Origin of the sequence: Methylomonas sp. DH-1 (genome assembly GCF_046097555.1) — a bacterium.
Taxonomy (GTDB): domain Bacteria; phylum Pseudomonadota; class Gammaproteobacteria; order Methylococcales; family Methylomonadaceae; genus Methylomonas; species Methylomonas koyamae.
In genome coordinates, this window is sequence record NZ_CP143089.1 from 4,628,301 (window position 1) to 4,642,799 (window position 14,499).

Here is a 14,499-nt window from a genome sequence, read left to right on the forward strand (position 1 = left end):
GATTTCGAATCGATATTTATTAAGCAAATCAATCGGTAACGTAAAATGGCCAAATTCGCGGCCGAAAAGATTTTTTTTCACCGATTCGGCTGTCCGATCGCAAAACCTGAGCAGCCGAATCGGAAGCCGGTTACAGCGCCAAATTGCGTTCCAAATTCGCTTGCAATGCCGCCAAAAAAGCCTCGGTGGATAAATATTGCGATTCGTCGACCGCATCGCCGTGGATGCATACCGCCAGATCCTTGGTCATCAGCCCGGCTTCGACAGTATCGACGCAGACTTGCTCCAGCGTTTGGCAAAAATCGATCAACTCCGAATTGCCGTCCAACTTGCCGCGGAACGCCAGACCGCGGGTCCAGGCGAAAATCGACGCAATCGGATTGGTCGAGGTCTGCTTGCCTTGCTGGTGCATCCGGTAATGGCGAGTGACGGTGCCATGCGCGGCTTCGGCTTCCATGGCCCTACCGTCCGGCGTCACCAGCGTCGACGTCATCAGCCCCAACGAACCGAAACCTTGAGCGACGGTATCCGATTGCACGTCGCCGTCGTAATTCTTGCAGGCCCAAACGAAGGCGCCGCTCCATTTCAAGGCCGACGCCACCATGTCGTCTATCAATTTATGTTCGTAAACGATGCCTTTGGCAGCGAACCGGTCTTTATATTCCGCTTGGTAAATGTCCTCGAAAATATCCTTGAAGCGGCCGTCGTATTTTTTCAGGATGGTGTTTTTGGTGGACAGGTACAGCGGCCAGCCCCGGTCCAACGCGACGTTGAAGCAACTGCGGGCGAAACCGGCAATGGATTCGTCGGTGTTGTACATTGCCAGCGCCACACCGTCGCCTGCGAAATGGTACACCTCATGGCTTTGCTCCGGCCCGCCGTCGTCCGGTTTGAAGGTAATGGTTAATTTGCCTTTGCCCTTGGTAACGAAGTCGGTGGCGCGGTATTGGTCGCCGAAGGCATGGCGGCCAATACAAATCGGCTGGGTCCAGTTCGGCACCAAGCGCGGCACGTTTTTGCAGATGATCGGTTCGCGAAACACGGTACCGTCCAGGATGTTACGGATCGTACCGTTCGGCGATTTGTACATCTTCTTCAACCCGAACTCTTTGACTCTGGCTTCGTCCGGCGTAATCGTCGCGCATTTGATGCCGACGCCGTGTTTTTTAATCGCGAGAGCAGCGTCTATCGTCACTTGATCGTCGGTGGCATCGCGCTGTTCGATGCCCAAATCGTAATATTCGATCGGCAATTCCAGGTAAGGCAGGATCAATTTGTCCTTGATGAAACGCCAGATAATCCTGGTCATCTCGTCGCCGTCGATTTCCACTACCGGATTGTCCACCACTATCTTTTTCATACCTTGCTCCTGACGGATTGCTATTCGTGCCTGCAGTATAGCGCCGCCGGCCGGAATCGGCGCCGACTGGCTCCATAGTTAACCATCGAAGTCAATTGCCAATTGGTCTATACTGGCCCGACCGAGTCGGCTGACTATTGTGCAAGGCTTTGTAATATTGGGCTTTTTGCAAGTTAATTAGTTAACAGGCGAGCTCGGCCCGTTCCAATAATAATAAAAATCTTTCCCGAGGAGGTATCAATGGCCGGTCCGAATTTAGATTACGAAGCCATCGTCATAGGCAGCGGCTTCGGCGGCTCCATCAACTTTTGCCGCCTGGCCCAGAAATGGGGCAATAAAGTCTTGCTGCTGGAACGCGGCCGGCGCTATCCGATGGCGTCATTCGCCCGTTCGCCGAAACAGATTGCCGACAGCTTTTGGAGCATCGACGGCAACGCGGTAAAGCGGCCCAAGCACATTCAGGATAAGAAGTTGCGCGGCCTGTTCGATATCCGCAACTACAAAAAAATGGACGCCGTGATTTCGGCCGGCCTGGGCGGCGGCTCGCTGATTTATGCCAACGTGTTTCTGGAGCCTCCGGCGCACGTCTTCGAACAAGGCTGGCCGGCGGCCATAGACAAAGCCGCATTGCAACCTTACTACCAAATCGCCAAGCAAGTGCTCGGCGCCCGGCCGGTCCCGCCATGGCAAACCGACCCGCGCCGTAAAATCGTCCGCACCGAATTGTTTCAGGAGTTCGCCGCCCACGATAACCGCACCAGTAAGCTGGCCGACATTTGCGTATTTTTCGGCAACGATTACAGCTACAACGGCCGGGAGCAACCACTGGCCATCGGCCTTCAGGAGAAAAACCGCTATGGCGCCACCCAAACCTCCTGTACCTACTGCGGCGAGTGCGACATCGGCTGCAACACCCATTCCAAAAACACGCTGGACCTGAACTACCTGTATGCGGGCGAACACAGCCACGGCGGCCAAATCCGCACCGACTGCCAAGCCGAAAAAATCGTCCCGCTCGGCGCCGCCGGCAACGACGATCCGCAAGCCGGCGGCGAATACGGCTACCGGGTCGAATTCCGCGACCTGGAATCCGACACTGTGCACAGCTTCACCGCACGGCGCGTGGTCGTGTCGGCCGGTACCTTCGGCAGCAACGAACTGCTGCTGCGCTGCCGCGACGTATTCGGCACCTTGCCCAAATTAAGCGCACAACTGGGCCGTTGGTTTTCCGGCAACGGCGATTTTCTGTCGTTCGCCATCGAAGGCAAAAAAGAAGCCGATCCGAACTACGGCCCGGTCATTACCCAATACACCGATTACCACCTGTTCGACCGCTTCCAGCGCAACCGCGCCTTCATATTGGAAGACGCGTCGTATCCGGCGACATTGGCCTGGTATATCGAAGGCGCCTTCCCGACCAGCCTGCTGCGCAAACTGGTCCGAGCGGTTAAGGCCTTGATCGCCTGGTTGAAGAAATATCTGGCCAGCGGCGTCTGGAACGGTTCGCTGGGTTTTTCGCTGCACGAAATATTGAAAGACGACTTGTCTTCGAAAAGTGGGGTATTGCTCTGCATGGGCCTGGACAACGGCGACGGCAGCTTGACGTTGAACGCGGAAGGCCGCATCGACCTGGACTGGCCGCAAGACACTAGCATGCCGCTTTACCAAGCCATTTTAGAGGCCGGCAAACGCTTCAACGCCTTCATCAAAGGCAAACTGTTTCTGCCGCTTCCGACGTGGGAACTGCCGGTCAAGCATAACGTTACGGTTCATCCGCTCGGCGGCTGCATTTTGGCCGACTCGGCGGAAAAAGGCGTGGTTTCCGCCGATCCGCAAAGCCGCGGCCAAGCCTTCGGTTACCAGGGCCTGTACATAGCAGACGGCTCCATCCTACCGAGCGCAGTCGGCGCCAACCCGATCGCCACGATTTCCGCTACCGCCGAATGGATTGCCGAAGGCATCACCGGCATCGCACCCGACGCCAGCCTGGGCGTATAGCCCCATAGCCAGAGGACACAGACATGACCGATACCACAGCAAAAACTTCGTTCGAATTCACCGAAGAGATGAAAGGCTATCTCAGCCCGGGCCAAACCGCATTTCAGGACGGTTACGACCAAGGTAAAACCGACGGCCATTACTTTATGTTTCATTTAACGATCCAGAGCGACGACCTCGATACGTTTTTGAACAACGACCGCCATCAGGCTGCCGCGATCGGCTGGGTCGAAGGCGACCTGGTCGGCGGCCGGCGCACTGTCGACCAAGGCGTGTTCAACCTGTTCGTCGACAGCGCCGACGCCAACCGCAAACAAATGCTGTACCGGCTGTTCTTTACCGACAGCAACGGCCAGAAACTGACGCTGAGCGGCGCCAAGCAAATCCAGAACAACGTCGGCCCCGATTTATGGGCCGACACCACGACCTTGTTCACCAATTTGTTCAAAGGCCACGTCGAAGCCGACCAGGAAACCAAAGCCAAAGTTTACGCCACCGGCATTCTGCACATCGAGATCATGGACTTCGCCAAACAACTGACCACGATCCGCGCCAGCGGCGACAGCGTGGCCGACCGGCTGCACGCAGTGGAACGCTTCGGCGGCTTTTTCCTCGGTGCGTTATGGGAAACCTACAAACCGGCGCTGACGCCGAAAATGGGCGCCTTCGTCCGCGAAATTCCGCTGTATACGCTGGAAGGCGTCAAGGACGCCGAAGTTTCGACCCATCCCTTTACGACCGCCGACCGGCTCGGCTTGAGCCTGCTACGTTTCCAACGGGCGCCGAGCAAAGATGTGGTTGTGCTGATTCCGGGCCTGACCGCCGCCAGCGACATGTTCATCATGCCGGAACATTACAACCTGGCCAGCTACCTGCTGGATCAAGGCTTTACCGACGTCTGGACCCTGGACGGCCGGATCAGCAACCGCTATTCGTACAATCTGCAACGCCACCGTTACAACGTCGACGATCTGGCGTTGTACGACATGCCGGCGGCGATCTCGACCGTGCGCCAAGCGGTAGGGCCGGATGCGCGGATACACGTGATCAGCCATTGCTTCGGTGCGCTGGCGTTCAGCATGAGCCTGTTCGGCAAGGCCGTAACCGGCATCCGCAGCCTGATCGCCAACGGCGTATCGTTGACGCCGTGCGTACCGCCGCCGGCCAAAATCAAACTGTATCTGGGACCGTTGGCCGCCGATTACATTTTGGGCGTGGACTATTTGAATCCGCATTGGCGGCGCGATCCCGGCTTCGGCGCCGGCAAATTGCTGGCGATGGCAATCTCCGCCTTCCACCACGAATGCGATTCGCCGGAATGCCACATGCTCAGCTTTATGTGGGGCTGGGGCTTTCCGGTGCTGTACAAACACGAAAATCTGCACGACGTCACTCACCGCCGCTGCGGCGACTTATTCGGCGGCAGCGCCGTCAATTACTACCGCCACGTGTTGAAGATGGTCAATGCCGGCAACACTGCCGTCAAATATTTGCCCAACGAACCGCGCTACCGCAGCCTGCCCGACAACTATCTGGCCGACGCCGCCGATATTCAGACCCCTTGCCTGCTGGTTGCCGGCCAGGACAACGCCTTGTTCCGCGACTCCAACATCGTTTGCCACCAGCGCCTGGAAAAAATCGCGCCCGGCCGCCACGAACTGGCCGTGATTCCGGATTACGGCCATGCCGACGTCATCATGGGCAAAAACGCCGCACAAGACGTGTTCCCGCGCTTTGTAGAATTTTTGAATAAACACCGGAATTGAGGAAAACGACGATGGCAATCACTGAAGAAGACCTGCAATTGACGCTGGCTACGCTACAACCGGCGACGGTCGGTTCCGGCGACATGCTGAATCGACTCTGCGTCGTGATCAGCGACGTGCATTTCACCGACGGCACGGTCGGCACCCAAAGCGCCGAAGAAACGGTCTGGGCCGATTTTTTCGCGGACTTGGCCAACACTTGCGATAAGCAACATATCGACCAATTGACGTTGGTATTGGACGGCGACGTGGTAGATATGATCCGCACCTCGGCTTGGGCCGAAGCCGAGGTTTACCCGTGGCAACGCAACGATCCCAAATTTAAGGAGAAATTCAAGCAATGCCTGCACAAGATCATGGACGGGATTCTGCTCCTGCACGACCGGCCACCGGAAAAAAAAGGCCAATCGGGCGGATTTTTCTACCACCTGAAAGATCTTCCCAAGCAATTGCTCGAGACCAAGACCGATACTGCGGCTACGAAGGTGGAAGTTCTGGTATTGCTCGGCAACCACGACAAGGAAATATTCGCCGATCCGGAGGTTCTGCGGCGGTTTTACGAGGACGGCCTGGGCCAGCCGCTTTCCAGTCTGAAACCCGAATATCGGGCCTGGATCGGCAACATGTATTTCGGCGACGCCGACCGTTTCAAGGCAGCCGACAGCGTGCCGTGGCTGCCGTTTTACTGGGGCGACGCCGACCTGCGGCTGTTCCTCACCCATGGACAATGGCGCGACCGCGCCAATTGCCTGGCCATCGCCGCCGCCGACGGTCTGCCGGGCTGGAACACCAAAGCCGGCTGGGCGGTAAAAACTTGGCAAAAGCTTAATTACCGGCCGTTCACGGAAGCTTGTTTCGGCGACACGGTGGCGGCCGGCGTGCTATCCACCTTCATCTGGCGCAGCAAAACCAAGTTGGCTGAAGCCTTTAACGCAACCGATACAACTGCGCCGGATCTGACCCGCATCAACCGGATCTTGGACGAATTGGATCTTTACCGGCCCAGCTCGGCTGCGGTAAGCCGGATATTGCAAGAAACCGGCCGTTCCTCGACCGACACCAGGATTCGCGACATCATCGAAAATCAACTGTTCCGGGCATTGAAAGACTGGCTGAATTGGGACTATACCTTGGCCAGCGCACCAAGTTCGCAACGCCTGGGGTTGACGCTAGCCAGATACTGGTTGAAATTCACCGAATCCTTCCTGATGTACCGCATTCAACTGCAGTTCGTACGCGGGGTACTGAAAGTGCTGGACTGGCTGGAACAGATTCGGCCGAGCTCGGTGTACAGCGAGGACGGCGCCAGTTTGAAAAACCTGCTGGCCTTCCCGACCTTTCAAGAAGCATTATTGAAACAGGGCTTCCAAATCCACGGCGAGGGACACACCCATATCCCGCTGCAAGCCGAGGCCGACATCGACAGCCCGACGCGCAAAAACTTCACCTACGTCAATTTCGGCGCCTGGCGCGACCAAATCGTCGATAAGGAAAACGGCGGCTACCGCCGGCGCGGCATCGGCCGTGCCTTGTACGTACTAAACCTGCAGAAACAGTCTGAATACCGCTATTTCGTCCGCGACAACCTGAATTGGAGCGATCGGATGGATAAACTCGACTGATTTAAGCCCGAGTATCCGCTACAGGCCGGCCGCAGTTCGAGGTAGACGGCCGGCCTGTGTTAAAATCGGGCCGATGCACGAATTAGAAACCTTCAAGCTGATCGAGCGGATCAGCGCGCTGTTGCGTTCCGAAGAACGCCGAAAATACGCAACCATTGGCTTACAACCGGTTCACGGCCAGGTCCTGGAATACTTGGCCCGCTGCAATCGCTACAGCAACACGCACGCGGCGGTTGCCGAATATCTGGGCCTGACCAAGGGCACCGTGTCGCAAAGCATCCAAGTTCTGGAACGCAAACAGTATCTGGAAAAATCGGTCGACACGCTGGACGGCCGCATCTTCCATTTAACCCTGACCGCCGCCGGCAAACGCTTGATCGACGAATTGAAACCGTTGGACATCTTCAAGCAAGCCGAATCGCGCATCAGCCGCCAGGAAGTGGACAGCGTAGGCGAGGCTTTGCAAAATGCGCTAGGCTTATTGCAAAAGGTCAACCAATCCAAAAGTTTCGGTTTATGCCGTTCCTGCCATTATTTCCAAGTGGAACGGCACCATTACCAGTGCGGCTTGACCGAACAACCGTTGGACCGCGATGATACCGACAAGATTTGCCGAGACCACTTACCGACACCCAACCCCTTCATAGACCGAGAGTAATTACCATGTTCGATCCCAAAGCTATTGATAACTTAGCCGAGCGTATCGCCGGCGCAATTCCGCCCGGCCTGACCCATCTGAAGGACGACGTCGAAAAGAACGTCCATGCCTTGCTGCAAAGCGGCTTGGCCAAACTGGATCTGGTCAGCCGCGAAGAGTTCGAAGTGCAAAAAGCCGTGTTGGCCAAAACCCGCGCCCGCCTGGAAGAATTGGAAACACGCGTCGCCGCACTGGAACAGCGCCTGTTGCAAGAATAAGCGATGTCGCTGGCCGTGGTTTACAGCCGGGGCCGGTCCGGCATCGATGCGCCGTTGGTAACGGTGGAGGTGCATGTCAGCAACGGTTTGCCGGCGCTGAATATGGTCGGCCTGCCGGAAACCGCGGTAAAGGAAAGCAAGGATAGGGTGCGCGGCGCCATCGTCAATTCGCATTTCGAATTTCCGATCCAGCGCATCACGGTCAATCTGGCGCCGGCCGACTTGCCCAAGGAAGGCGGCCGTTTCGATCTGGCGATTGCGTTGGGAATTTTGGCCGCTTCCGGCCAAATCCCGAAAAATGCGCTGGCCGACTACGAATGCATCGGCGAGCTGTCGCTGGGCGGCGAACTGCGGCCGATACCCGGCGCCTTGCCGGTGGCGATCCATTGCCGCAACGCCCATAGGCAACTGATTCTGCCAGTTGGCTGCGTCGCCGAGGCGGCTTTAATCAAAGATGCCGGCCTGCTGCCGGCCGGGCATTTGCTGGAAGTTTGCGCGCATTTGTCCGGACACAAGCCGATCGAACCGCCCATCCCGAACCCAAATAGTGCGACCGCGGCCTTCAACGTCGACTTCGCCGACGTTCACGGCCAGTACCACGTCAAGCGGGCATTGGAAATTGCCGCCAGCGGCCAACATAATCTATTGATGCTGGGGCCGCCCGGCACCGGCAAATCCATGCTAGCGGCGCGGCTGCCGACCATTTTGCCGGAACTGAGCGAACAACAGGCCCAGGAAACCGCCGCCATCGCCTCGATCAGCGACCACGGTTTGGATATCCAACGCTGGCGGCAACCGCCGTTTCGCGCACCGCACCACACCGCTTCGGCTGCAGCCTTGGTCGGCGGCGGCAGCAATCCCAAACCGGGCGAAATCTCGCTATCGCATAACGGCGCGCTGTTTTTGGACGAACTGCCCGAATTCGACCGGAAGGTGCTGGAAGTTCTGCGCGAACCGCTGGAAACCGGCCATATCACGATCTCCCGCGCCAACCGCCAAGCCGATTTCCCGGCCCGATTCCAACTGATCGCGGCGATGAATCCCTGCCCGTGCGGCTATCTGGGCGACGCTTCCGGCCGCTGCCGCTGCACCTCGGAGCAAGTCGCCCGCTACCGGGCGCGCGTCTCCGGGCCGTTGTTGGATCGGATCGATATGCATCTGGAAGTACCGAGAGTGTCGTTGGAAATGTTGCGCAAAGGCGCGGTGGCAGGCGAGGAACGCAGCGAAACCATCCGCCGCCGAGTAGTCGCGGCCCGGCAGATCGCCGCCGCCCGCAGCGGCAAACCGAATGCGGCGCTGACCGCCGCCGAAGTCAAAACCATATGCAAACTGACGGACACCGGCCATCAATTGCTGGAACAGGCCATGGAGAAATTCGGCCTGTCGCACCGCGCCTACCACCGCATCCTGAAACTGGCGCGCACCATCGCCGACATGGCCGACGCGCCGGCCATCGAAATTCCCCACCTCAGCGAAGCAATCGGTTACCGCAAGCTCGACCGCAACCGCTAGCGCCTCAATCCTTCAGCAACTGGTCGCGAATCGGCAACTGGCGAATACGCTGGCCGGTAGCGGCAAATATCGCATTGCACAAAGCCGGCGCTATCGGCGGCACACCGGGCTCGCCGACGCCGCCGAGCGGCGCGTCGTATTCCGCCGACGGCAACAAATGCACCCGAATTTCGCGCGGCGCATCGTCGATCCGGGTCAATTGGTAGCTGTGGAAATTGTCCTGCACCACCGCGCCGTCCTTGAAGCTGATCTCGCCCAGCGTCGCCAAGCTGACGCCCATGATGCAAGCGCCCTCCAATTGCGAGCGGATGCGCTCGGGATTGACTTGCGGCCCGCAATCGACGGCGATGTCGACCCGTGGAATGCTCAGTTTACCGCCGGCATCGACAGCAACGTCGACCACCACGGCAACATAGGTGACGAAGCTGTAGTGCGCCGCCAAGCCCAGTCCGCGCCCGGCCTGGGCTTGGCGGCCCCAGTCGGCCTCGCGGGTGGCGGTTTCGATCACCCGGCGTAAGCGGCCGGTATCCAGCGGATACAAAACCGGCGATTCACCCTGGTTCCACACGTCTTTAAGTTCGCGCGGATCGATTTTCCGAGCCGGGCCGATCAACTCCAACAAAAAATCGCGGTGGTCGCGTCCGGCCGCAGCGGCCAGTTCGGCGACAAACGATTGAATCGCAAAAGCGCGCGGAATATTGGAAACCGAACGAAACCAGCCGATCCGGGTATGGGCGGCGGCCGGCGGATTTTCGATCCGCAAGTTCGCAATCGCGAACGGATTATTTATCACGCCCATCCCCAATTCCACCGGCATCTGCTGCTTACTGTCGGGGCCGAAGGTGGACGAGATCGACGGCGCCGCGGTACGGTGCAACCAGGCCACAGCTCTACCGGCGGCATCCAGGCCGGCTTCCAGCCGCTCCAACGACACGGTATGAAAATAAGAATGGCGCAAGTCGTCTTCGCGGGTCCAGGTCATCTTCACCGGCTTGCCGCGCATCGCTTTAGAGAGCAGCGCCGCTTCGATCACGTAGTCCGGTTTGGACTTGCGGCCGAACCCGCCGCCGAGCAGCGTGACGTGCACCGTGACCTTCTCCACCGGCAATTTCAACCATTTGGCGACGCGCTCGCGGGTCAGTTGCGGCGCCTGGGTGCAGGTCCAGACTTCGCAGGTGCCGTTGGCGATACGCACCGTCGCGGCCGGCGGCTCCATCGGCGCCTGAGCCAGATGCGGCGCGTAATATTCGGCTTCCAGGCGTTTGGCGGGGCTTTGCAAAGCGGCATCGACATCGCCTTCGTTTCGTACCACTTTGCCCGGCGCCCGCGCCGCGGCTTCCAATTCGGCCTTGTACGCCACCGAATCGTAAGCGGCGTGCGGACCGTGGTCCCATTCGATCTTCAAGGCCTTGCGTCCCTGAATCGCCGCCCAAGTGTTGCGGGCGATCACCGCAATCCCGCCCAGCGGATTAAAGTCGGCCGGCAGCGGGCTGCTCGGTAATTCGACGACTTTAACCACGCCCGGCACTTGCAATGCCGCGCTGGCGTCGTAACTAGCCACCTTGCCGCCCAACACCGGCGGCCGCGCCGCAACGGCGTAAAGCATATCTTTCAAGCGGACGTCGATCCCGTATTGCGCCGTGCCGGCTACGATGTCGCGACCGTCGTACAGGCCTTGCTTGCCCTTGCCGACGTAACGAAACTCCTCTGCGCTTTTCAAACGCAGGCTATCGCGCGCCGGCACCGGCAATTTCGCGGCGGCTTTGGCCAATACGCCGTAATCCAGTTTGCGGCCGCTGGGTATATGCAACACGGCATGCCATTCGGCCCGCACTTCGCTGACAGCCACCCGCCAATGCCGAGCCGCGGCGGTCTCCAGCATCAGTCGGGCGGCGGCGCCAACCCGGCGCATCGGCTGAAAAAAGTGGCGGGTGCTGCGCGAGCCGTCGGTATCCTGGTTGCCGTAACGCACCTCGTCGCCGGGCGCTTGCACGACCTTGACCCGCTCCCAATCGGCTTCCATCTCGTCGGCGACCACCATCGGCAGGCTGGTGCGGATGCCCTGGCCCATTTCGGAGCGGTGACAAACGATGGTCACGGTACCGTCGGCGGCGATCGCGACGAAGACCAATGGGTTGTCGACCCAGCCGTGCGGCATCGCATCGGCACCGAATTTCTCCGGTTGAGACGGAGCCGCGGCGTCGTCGGCGCGCAGCACATTCGGCAAACCGGCGGCCAGCACAAAACCGGTCAACGCCAGATCCTTCAAAAATTCGCGGCGGCTGATGTTGGCAATTTCCAGGTCGTTGGCGCCGGCCTGACCGAGGCCGGGGTTTTCGCTATGTTGCGCCGTCCGCTTCATGATTTCGCCTCCGCTTGACCGGCCGCCTGTTTGATCGCGGCCCGAATGCGCGGATAGGTGCCGCAGCGGCAAATGTTGCCGCTCATGGCTTTATCGATGTCGGCATCGTCCGGTTGCGGCTTTTGTTTCAACAACGCCGTTGCGGCCATGATCTGGCCGGACTGGCAGTAGCCGCATTGCGGCACGCACAGTTCCAGCCAAGTTTCCTGAACTTTCTTGCCGGTAGCGTCCTGGGCTATGGCTTCGATGGTGACGATGGATTTTCCTTCCGCTGCCGAAATCGGCGTTACGCAGGCGCGGGCGGGCTGGCCGTCCAAATGTACAGTGCAGGCCCCGCACATGGCGATGCCGCAGCCGAACTTGGTACCGGTCAAGCCCAATTCGTCGCGTAACAACCACAGTAACGGCGTGTCGGCGGGCAATTGGGTTTTCCGGCGTTTGCCGTTGATGTTGAGTATGGTCATCTGGCACTCCCCTGGTTTATTGGATTCGGTAACTATGGCGGCTGCGCCGGAATTGGCCGTGGATGTTACACGCCGGTTGGCAGCCGGTAAAGACGGCCTCAGGCCGCCGCCGACGGCCGGCTCAGCGGCAAACCGCTACCGCCGCGGCGCACGGCGACCATTTCGCTGATAATCGACAGCGCGATTTCTTCGGGCAGTTTTGCGGCCAAATCCAAACCGGCCGGTGCCCTGACCGTCCCCAATTTAGCTTCGGAAAAACCCTCGGCCGCCAGTCGGTCCAACACTAATTTTGCCCTTTTGCGGCTGGAAATCAGGGCGACGTAACATGCTTCGGAATGCAAAGCTTGGCTCAGCGCATCGTAATCGCCTTTATGGTGGGTAGCGATCACAACGAAATCGCCGGGGCCTGGCTGAAGTTGCTGGTAGCGGACATCGTCGGTAATCAGCTTGGCGGCGGCCGGGAAGCGGGAGCCGGCCGCTTGCGGGTCGTCGACGATCACATCGAAACCAAGCCGGTAGCCGAACTCGCACAGACTCTCGACGATACGGCCATGCCCCATCAGCCATAACCGGGGCTTAGGCAGCACCGGCTCCACGTAGACCCGCATCGCGCCGCCGCAAGGCATGCCGGCGCCGAACACTTCGTCGTTCAAATCGATGTCTATCACGCAAGGTTCTCCCGTTTCCAAGCAGTCCAGCCCGGCACGGGCCACCATGGACTGAGCGCAGCCGCCACCGACCCAACCAGCCAATACCTTGCCATTTTGATCCAACAACGCTTTCGCCGCCGGCTTTGCCGACGACGAGCCCAAAATTTCGGTAACGGTGGCCAACACGTAAGGCTGGCGTTGTTCGCGCAACGAAAGTTGCAAATCGAGTATGTCGGGAATCACGCAGTTTTTAAGTTTGGATTAGATCGTCTGGAGTATCGATATCGCGCAGAATACCGGGATCGGCGACTTCGACCAATTGCAATTTCGGCCGGTAGCGCTCGATCACGCTTTTCGCACCGTTATCGCCGTGCAAATCGAGCAAATCGGCAGCCAAGTGCCCGGCAAACCCGACCGGATGGCCGCGCCGGCCTTGCCGGCAGGGTGCGGCGATGGCGGCGCCGTTTCGCAATGCAGCCGCCACCAAATCTATGGTTTGCGGCGCAATCCAAGGCATATCCGCCAACGCCACCAACCAAGCCTCGGCGTCGGCGCTGGCCGCAATCGCGCATGCCAAACTGGCGCCCATCCCGTTATCGGCGTCTTCGCAGACGATTACCCGGGCTCCGGCCGCCTCCAGCATCGCGGCCACACCGTCGGCTCCGGGGCGTACGACCGCCACCAACCTGTCCACCGCTTGGGCCAAATTGCGGCAAGCTTGTTCGGCAACAGCAGAACCGTTCGGGAGTCTATAACTGAGCTTATCGCCGCCAAAACGCCGGCTCGCTCCCGCCGCCAGTAGTATTCCGGTAATTTGCGCCATCTGCCGCTTAAGGTCGAGTCGAATCACATGCCATTCGCGGCACCTTAGCATTGGCTTGGCCGGCAGGCAATATTCCGGCTGGGTCCGCCCTGTGCCGATGGTTTACTGCCTCCGCAAATTTTGCCGGGCAAAAAAAAGGCGTATCGCCGAAACGATACGCCCTGCTTTCCGATGCCGGCTAATGCTTACAGTTTGTCAGCATTTTTGCTCAGGTATTCCGCCACACCCGCTGGGTTGGCATTCATACCGGCGTCGCCTTTGTTCCAACCGGCCGGGCAGACTTCGCCGTGCTCTTCGTGGAATTGCAGCGCATCGACCATACGCAACATCTCGTCGAAGTTGCGGCCCAGCGGCAAATCGTTGACGACTTGGTGGCGCACGACGCCGGATTTGTCGATCAGGAAGCTGCCGCGATAGGCTACGCCGCCTTCGGACTCTACGTCGTAGTCTTGGGCAATCGTGTGTTTCAGGTCTGCCGCCAGGGTATAGCGGACCGGGCCGATACCGCCTTGGTTGACCGGTGTGTTACGCCAGGCGTTGTGTGTGAAATGCGAATCGATGGAAACGCCGATCACTTCGACGCCACGACTTTTGAATTCGTCGATGCGGTGGTCCAACGCGATCAATTCGCTGGGGCAAACGAAAGTAAAATCCAGCGGATAGAAGAAAAGTACCGCATATTTGCCGCGTGTCGCTTCAGAAAAGCTGAATGAGTCAACAATTTGGCCATCGCCCAACACCGCAGGAACTGTAAAATCAGGGGCTTGCTTACCTACTAAAACGCTCATCGATTTTTCTCCATATTTATTTATAAAACAGAAGGTTAAGACATTTTTTCCGCCTCTGCGAGAAGGCTGAATCCTATTCTACACTAAATTAGTTGGTAATCGCCTAATAATCCCCGCAAATTCCGCTTGCAAGACAGTAAATTTCGCGCTAACGTGTAATCCACGGCTTACATAAATAACAGACGGTCTGCGTACATTGTTATTCCGACTATGCGGGCTGTTGTCAAACACCTGGTTTA

Annotated in this window: 12 protein-coding genes; 6 read left to right on the forward strand and 6 right to left on the reverse strand. The window is 58.7% G+C overall.

The features are described 5' to 3' along the window. Window positions 1-130: 130 nt before the first annotated feature. Window positions 131-1,360: an NADP-dependent isocitrate dehydrogenase gene (locus VXJ35_RS21130; protein ID WP_064023072.1), complete on the reverse strand. Its 1,230-nt coding sequence runs from the start codon at window positions 1,358-1,360 to the stop codon at window positions 131-133. A 240-nt stretch (window positions 1,361-1,600) separates the two neighbouring features. On the opposite strand from VXJ35_RS21130, the gene VXJ35_RS21135 reads away from it, so the two are divergent. The 6 genes from VXJ35_RS21135 to VXJ35_RS21160 all read left to right on the forward strand — a co-directional run bounded on the left by VXJ35_RS21135 (window position 1,601) and on the right by VXJ35_RS21160 (window position 9,173). Beyond that, window positions 1,601-3,358 carry a GMC family oxidoreductase N-terminal domain-containing protein gene (locus VXJ35_RS21135; protein WP_064023073.1) on the forward strand — a complete coding sequence of 586 codons (1,758 nt, stop codon included), beginning with the start codon at window positions 1,601-1,603 and terminating at the stop codon, window positions 3,356-3,358. Window positions 3,359-3,381: 23 nt separating this feature from the next. After that, window positions 3,382-5,124, forward strand: coding sequence for an alpha/beta fold hydrolase (locus tag VXJ35_RS21140; protein ID WP_064023074.1), 1,743 nt, complete (start codon window positions 3,382-3,384; stop codon window positions 5,122-5,124). Window positions 5,125-5,135: 11 nt separating this feature from the next. Further along, window positions 5,136-6,746 (forward strand): hypothetical protein, encoded by a 1,611-nt coding sequence (locus VXJ35_RS21145; protein ID WP_064023075.1) that lies wholly within the window; start codon window positions 5,136-5,138, stop codon window positions 6,744-6,746. Window positions 6,747-6,819: 73 nt separating this feature from the next. After that, window positions 6,820-7,404: a MarR family winged helix-turn-helix transcriptional regulator gene (locus VXJ35_RS21150; RefSeq protein WP_064023076.1), complete on the forward strand. Its 585-nt coding sequence runs from the start codon at window positions 6,820-6,822 to the stop codon at window positions 7,402-7,404. Window positions 7,405-7,409: 5 nt separating this feature from the next. Further along, window positions 7,410-7,661, forward strand: coding sequence for a ubiquinone biosynthesis accessory factor UbiK (gene ubiK, locus VXJ35_RS21155; RefSeq protein WP_054758874.1), 252 nt, complete (start codon window positions 7,410-7,412; stop codon window positions 7,659-7,661). A 3-nt stretch (window positions 7,662-7,664) separates the two neighbouring features. Then, entirely contained in the window at window positions 7,665-9,173 is a 1,509-nt protein-coding gene (locus VXJ35_RS21160) for a YifB family Mg chelatase-like AAA ATPase (protein WP_064023077.1), read from the forward strand. A gap of 4 nt (window positions 9,174-9,177) precedes the next feature. Here the strand turns inward: VXJ35_RS21160 and VXJ35_RS21165 are convergent, their stop codons facing one another. The 5 genes from VXJ35_RS21165 to VXJ35_RS21185 form a co-directional block, all read right to left on the reverse strand. Then, window positions 9,178-11,535 (reverse strand): xanthine dehydrogenase family protein molybdopterin-binding subunit, encoded by a 2,358-nt coding sequence (locus tag VXJ35_RS21165; RefSeq protein ID WP_064023078.1) that lies wholly within the window; start codon window positions 11,533-11,535, stop codon window positions 9,178-9,180. Continuing rightward, window positions 11,532-11,999, reverse strand: a complete 468-nt coding sequence (locus tag VXJ35_RS21170; RefSeq protein ID WP_064023079.1) for a (2Fe-2S)-binding protein — start codon at window positions 11,997-11,999, stop codon at window positions 11,532-11,534. The genes VXJ35_RS21165 and VXJ35_RS21170 overlap by 4 nt, the downstream gene beginning before the upstream one ends. A gap of 98 nt (window positions 12,000-12,097) precedes the next feature. Then, window positions 12,098-12,892 (reverse strand): XdhC family protein, encoded by a 795-nt coding sequence (locus tag VXJ35_RS21175; RefSeq protein WP_064023080.1) that lies wholly within the window; start codon window positions 12,890-12,892, stop codon window positions 12,098-12,100. Window positions 12,893-12,899: 7 nt separating this feature from the next. Continuing rightward, window positions 12,900-13,523, reverse strand: a complete 624-nt coding sequence (locus VXJ35_RS21180) for a nucleotidyltransferase family protein (RefSeq protein WP_331711082.1) — start codon at window positions 13,521-13,523, stop codon at window positions 12,900-12,902. Between the two features lie 134 nt (window positions 13,524-13,657). Continuing rightward, window positions 13,658-14,260, reverse strand: coding sequence for a peroxiredoxin (locus VXJ35_RS21185; RefSeq protein WP_054763204.1), 603 nt, complete (start codon window positions 14,258-14,260; stop codon window positions 13,658-13,660). Window positions 14,261-14,499 lie beyond the last annotated feature (239 nt).

What these genes read in the sequence shown, in the direction of transcription:
- VXJ35_RS21140 (WP_064023074.1), top strand. Translation starts at nt 3,382, where the DNA reads ATGACCGATACCACAGCAAAAACTTCGTTCGAATTCACCGAAGAGATG.
- VXJ35_RS21170 (WP_064023079.1), bottom strand. Translation starts at nt 11,999, where the DNA reads ATGACCATACTCAACATCAACGGCAAACGCCGGAAAACCCAATTGCCC.
- VXJ35_RS21165 (WP_064023078.1), bottom strand. Translation starts at nt 11,535, where the DNA reads ATGAAGCGGACGGCGCAACATAGCGAAAACCCCGGCCTCGGTCAGGCC.
- VXJ35_RS21135 (WP_064023073.1), top strand. Translation starts at nt 1,601, where the DNA reads ATGGCCGGTCCGAATTTAGATTACGAAGCCATCGTCATAGGCAGCGGC.
- ubiK (WP_054758874.1), top strand. Translation starts at nt 7,410, where the DNA reads ATGTTCGATCCCAAAGCTATTGATAACTTAGCCGAGCGTATCGCCGGC.
- VXJ35_RS21150 (WP_064023076.1), top strand. Translation starts at nt 6,820, where the DNA reads ATGCACGAATTAGAAACCTTCAAGCTGATCGAGCGGATCAGCGCGCTG.
- VXJ35_RS21160 (WP_064023077.1), top strand. Translation starts at nt 7,665, where the DNA reads ATGTCGCTGGCCGTGGTTTACAGCCGGGGCCGGTCCGGCATCGATGCG.
- VXJ35_RS21130 (WP_064023072.1), bottom strand. Translation starts at nt 1,360, where the DNA reads ATGAAAAAGATAGTGGTGGACAATCCGGTAGTGGAAATCGACGGCGAC.
- VXJ35_RS21185 (WP_054763204.1), bottom strand. Translation starts at nt 14,260, where the DNA reads ATGAGCGTTTTAGTAGGTAAGCAAGCCCCTGATTTTACAGTTCCTGCG.
- VXJ35_RS21145 (WP_064023075.1), top strand. Translation starts at nt 5,136, where the DNA reads ATGGCAATCACTGAAGAAGACCTGCAATTGACGCTGGCTACGCTACAA.
- VXJ35_RS21180 (WP_331711082.1), bottom strand. Translation starts at nt 13,523, where the DNA reads ATGCTAAGGTGCCGCGAATGGCATGTGATTCGACTCGACCTTAAGCGG.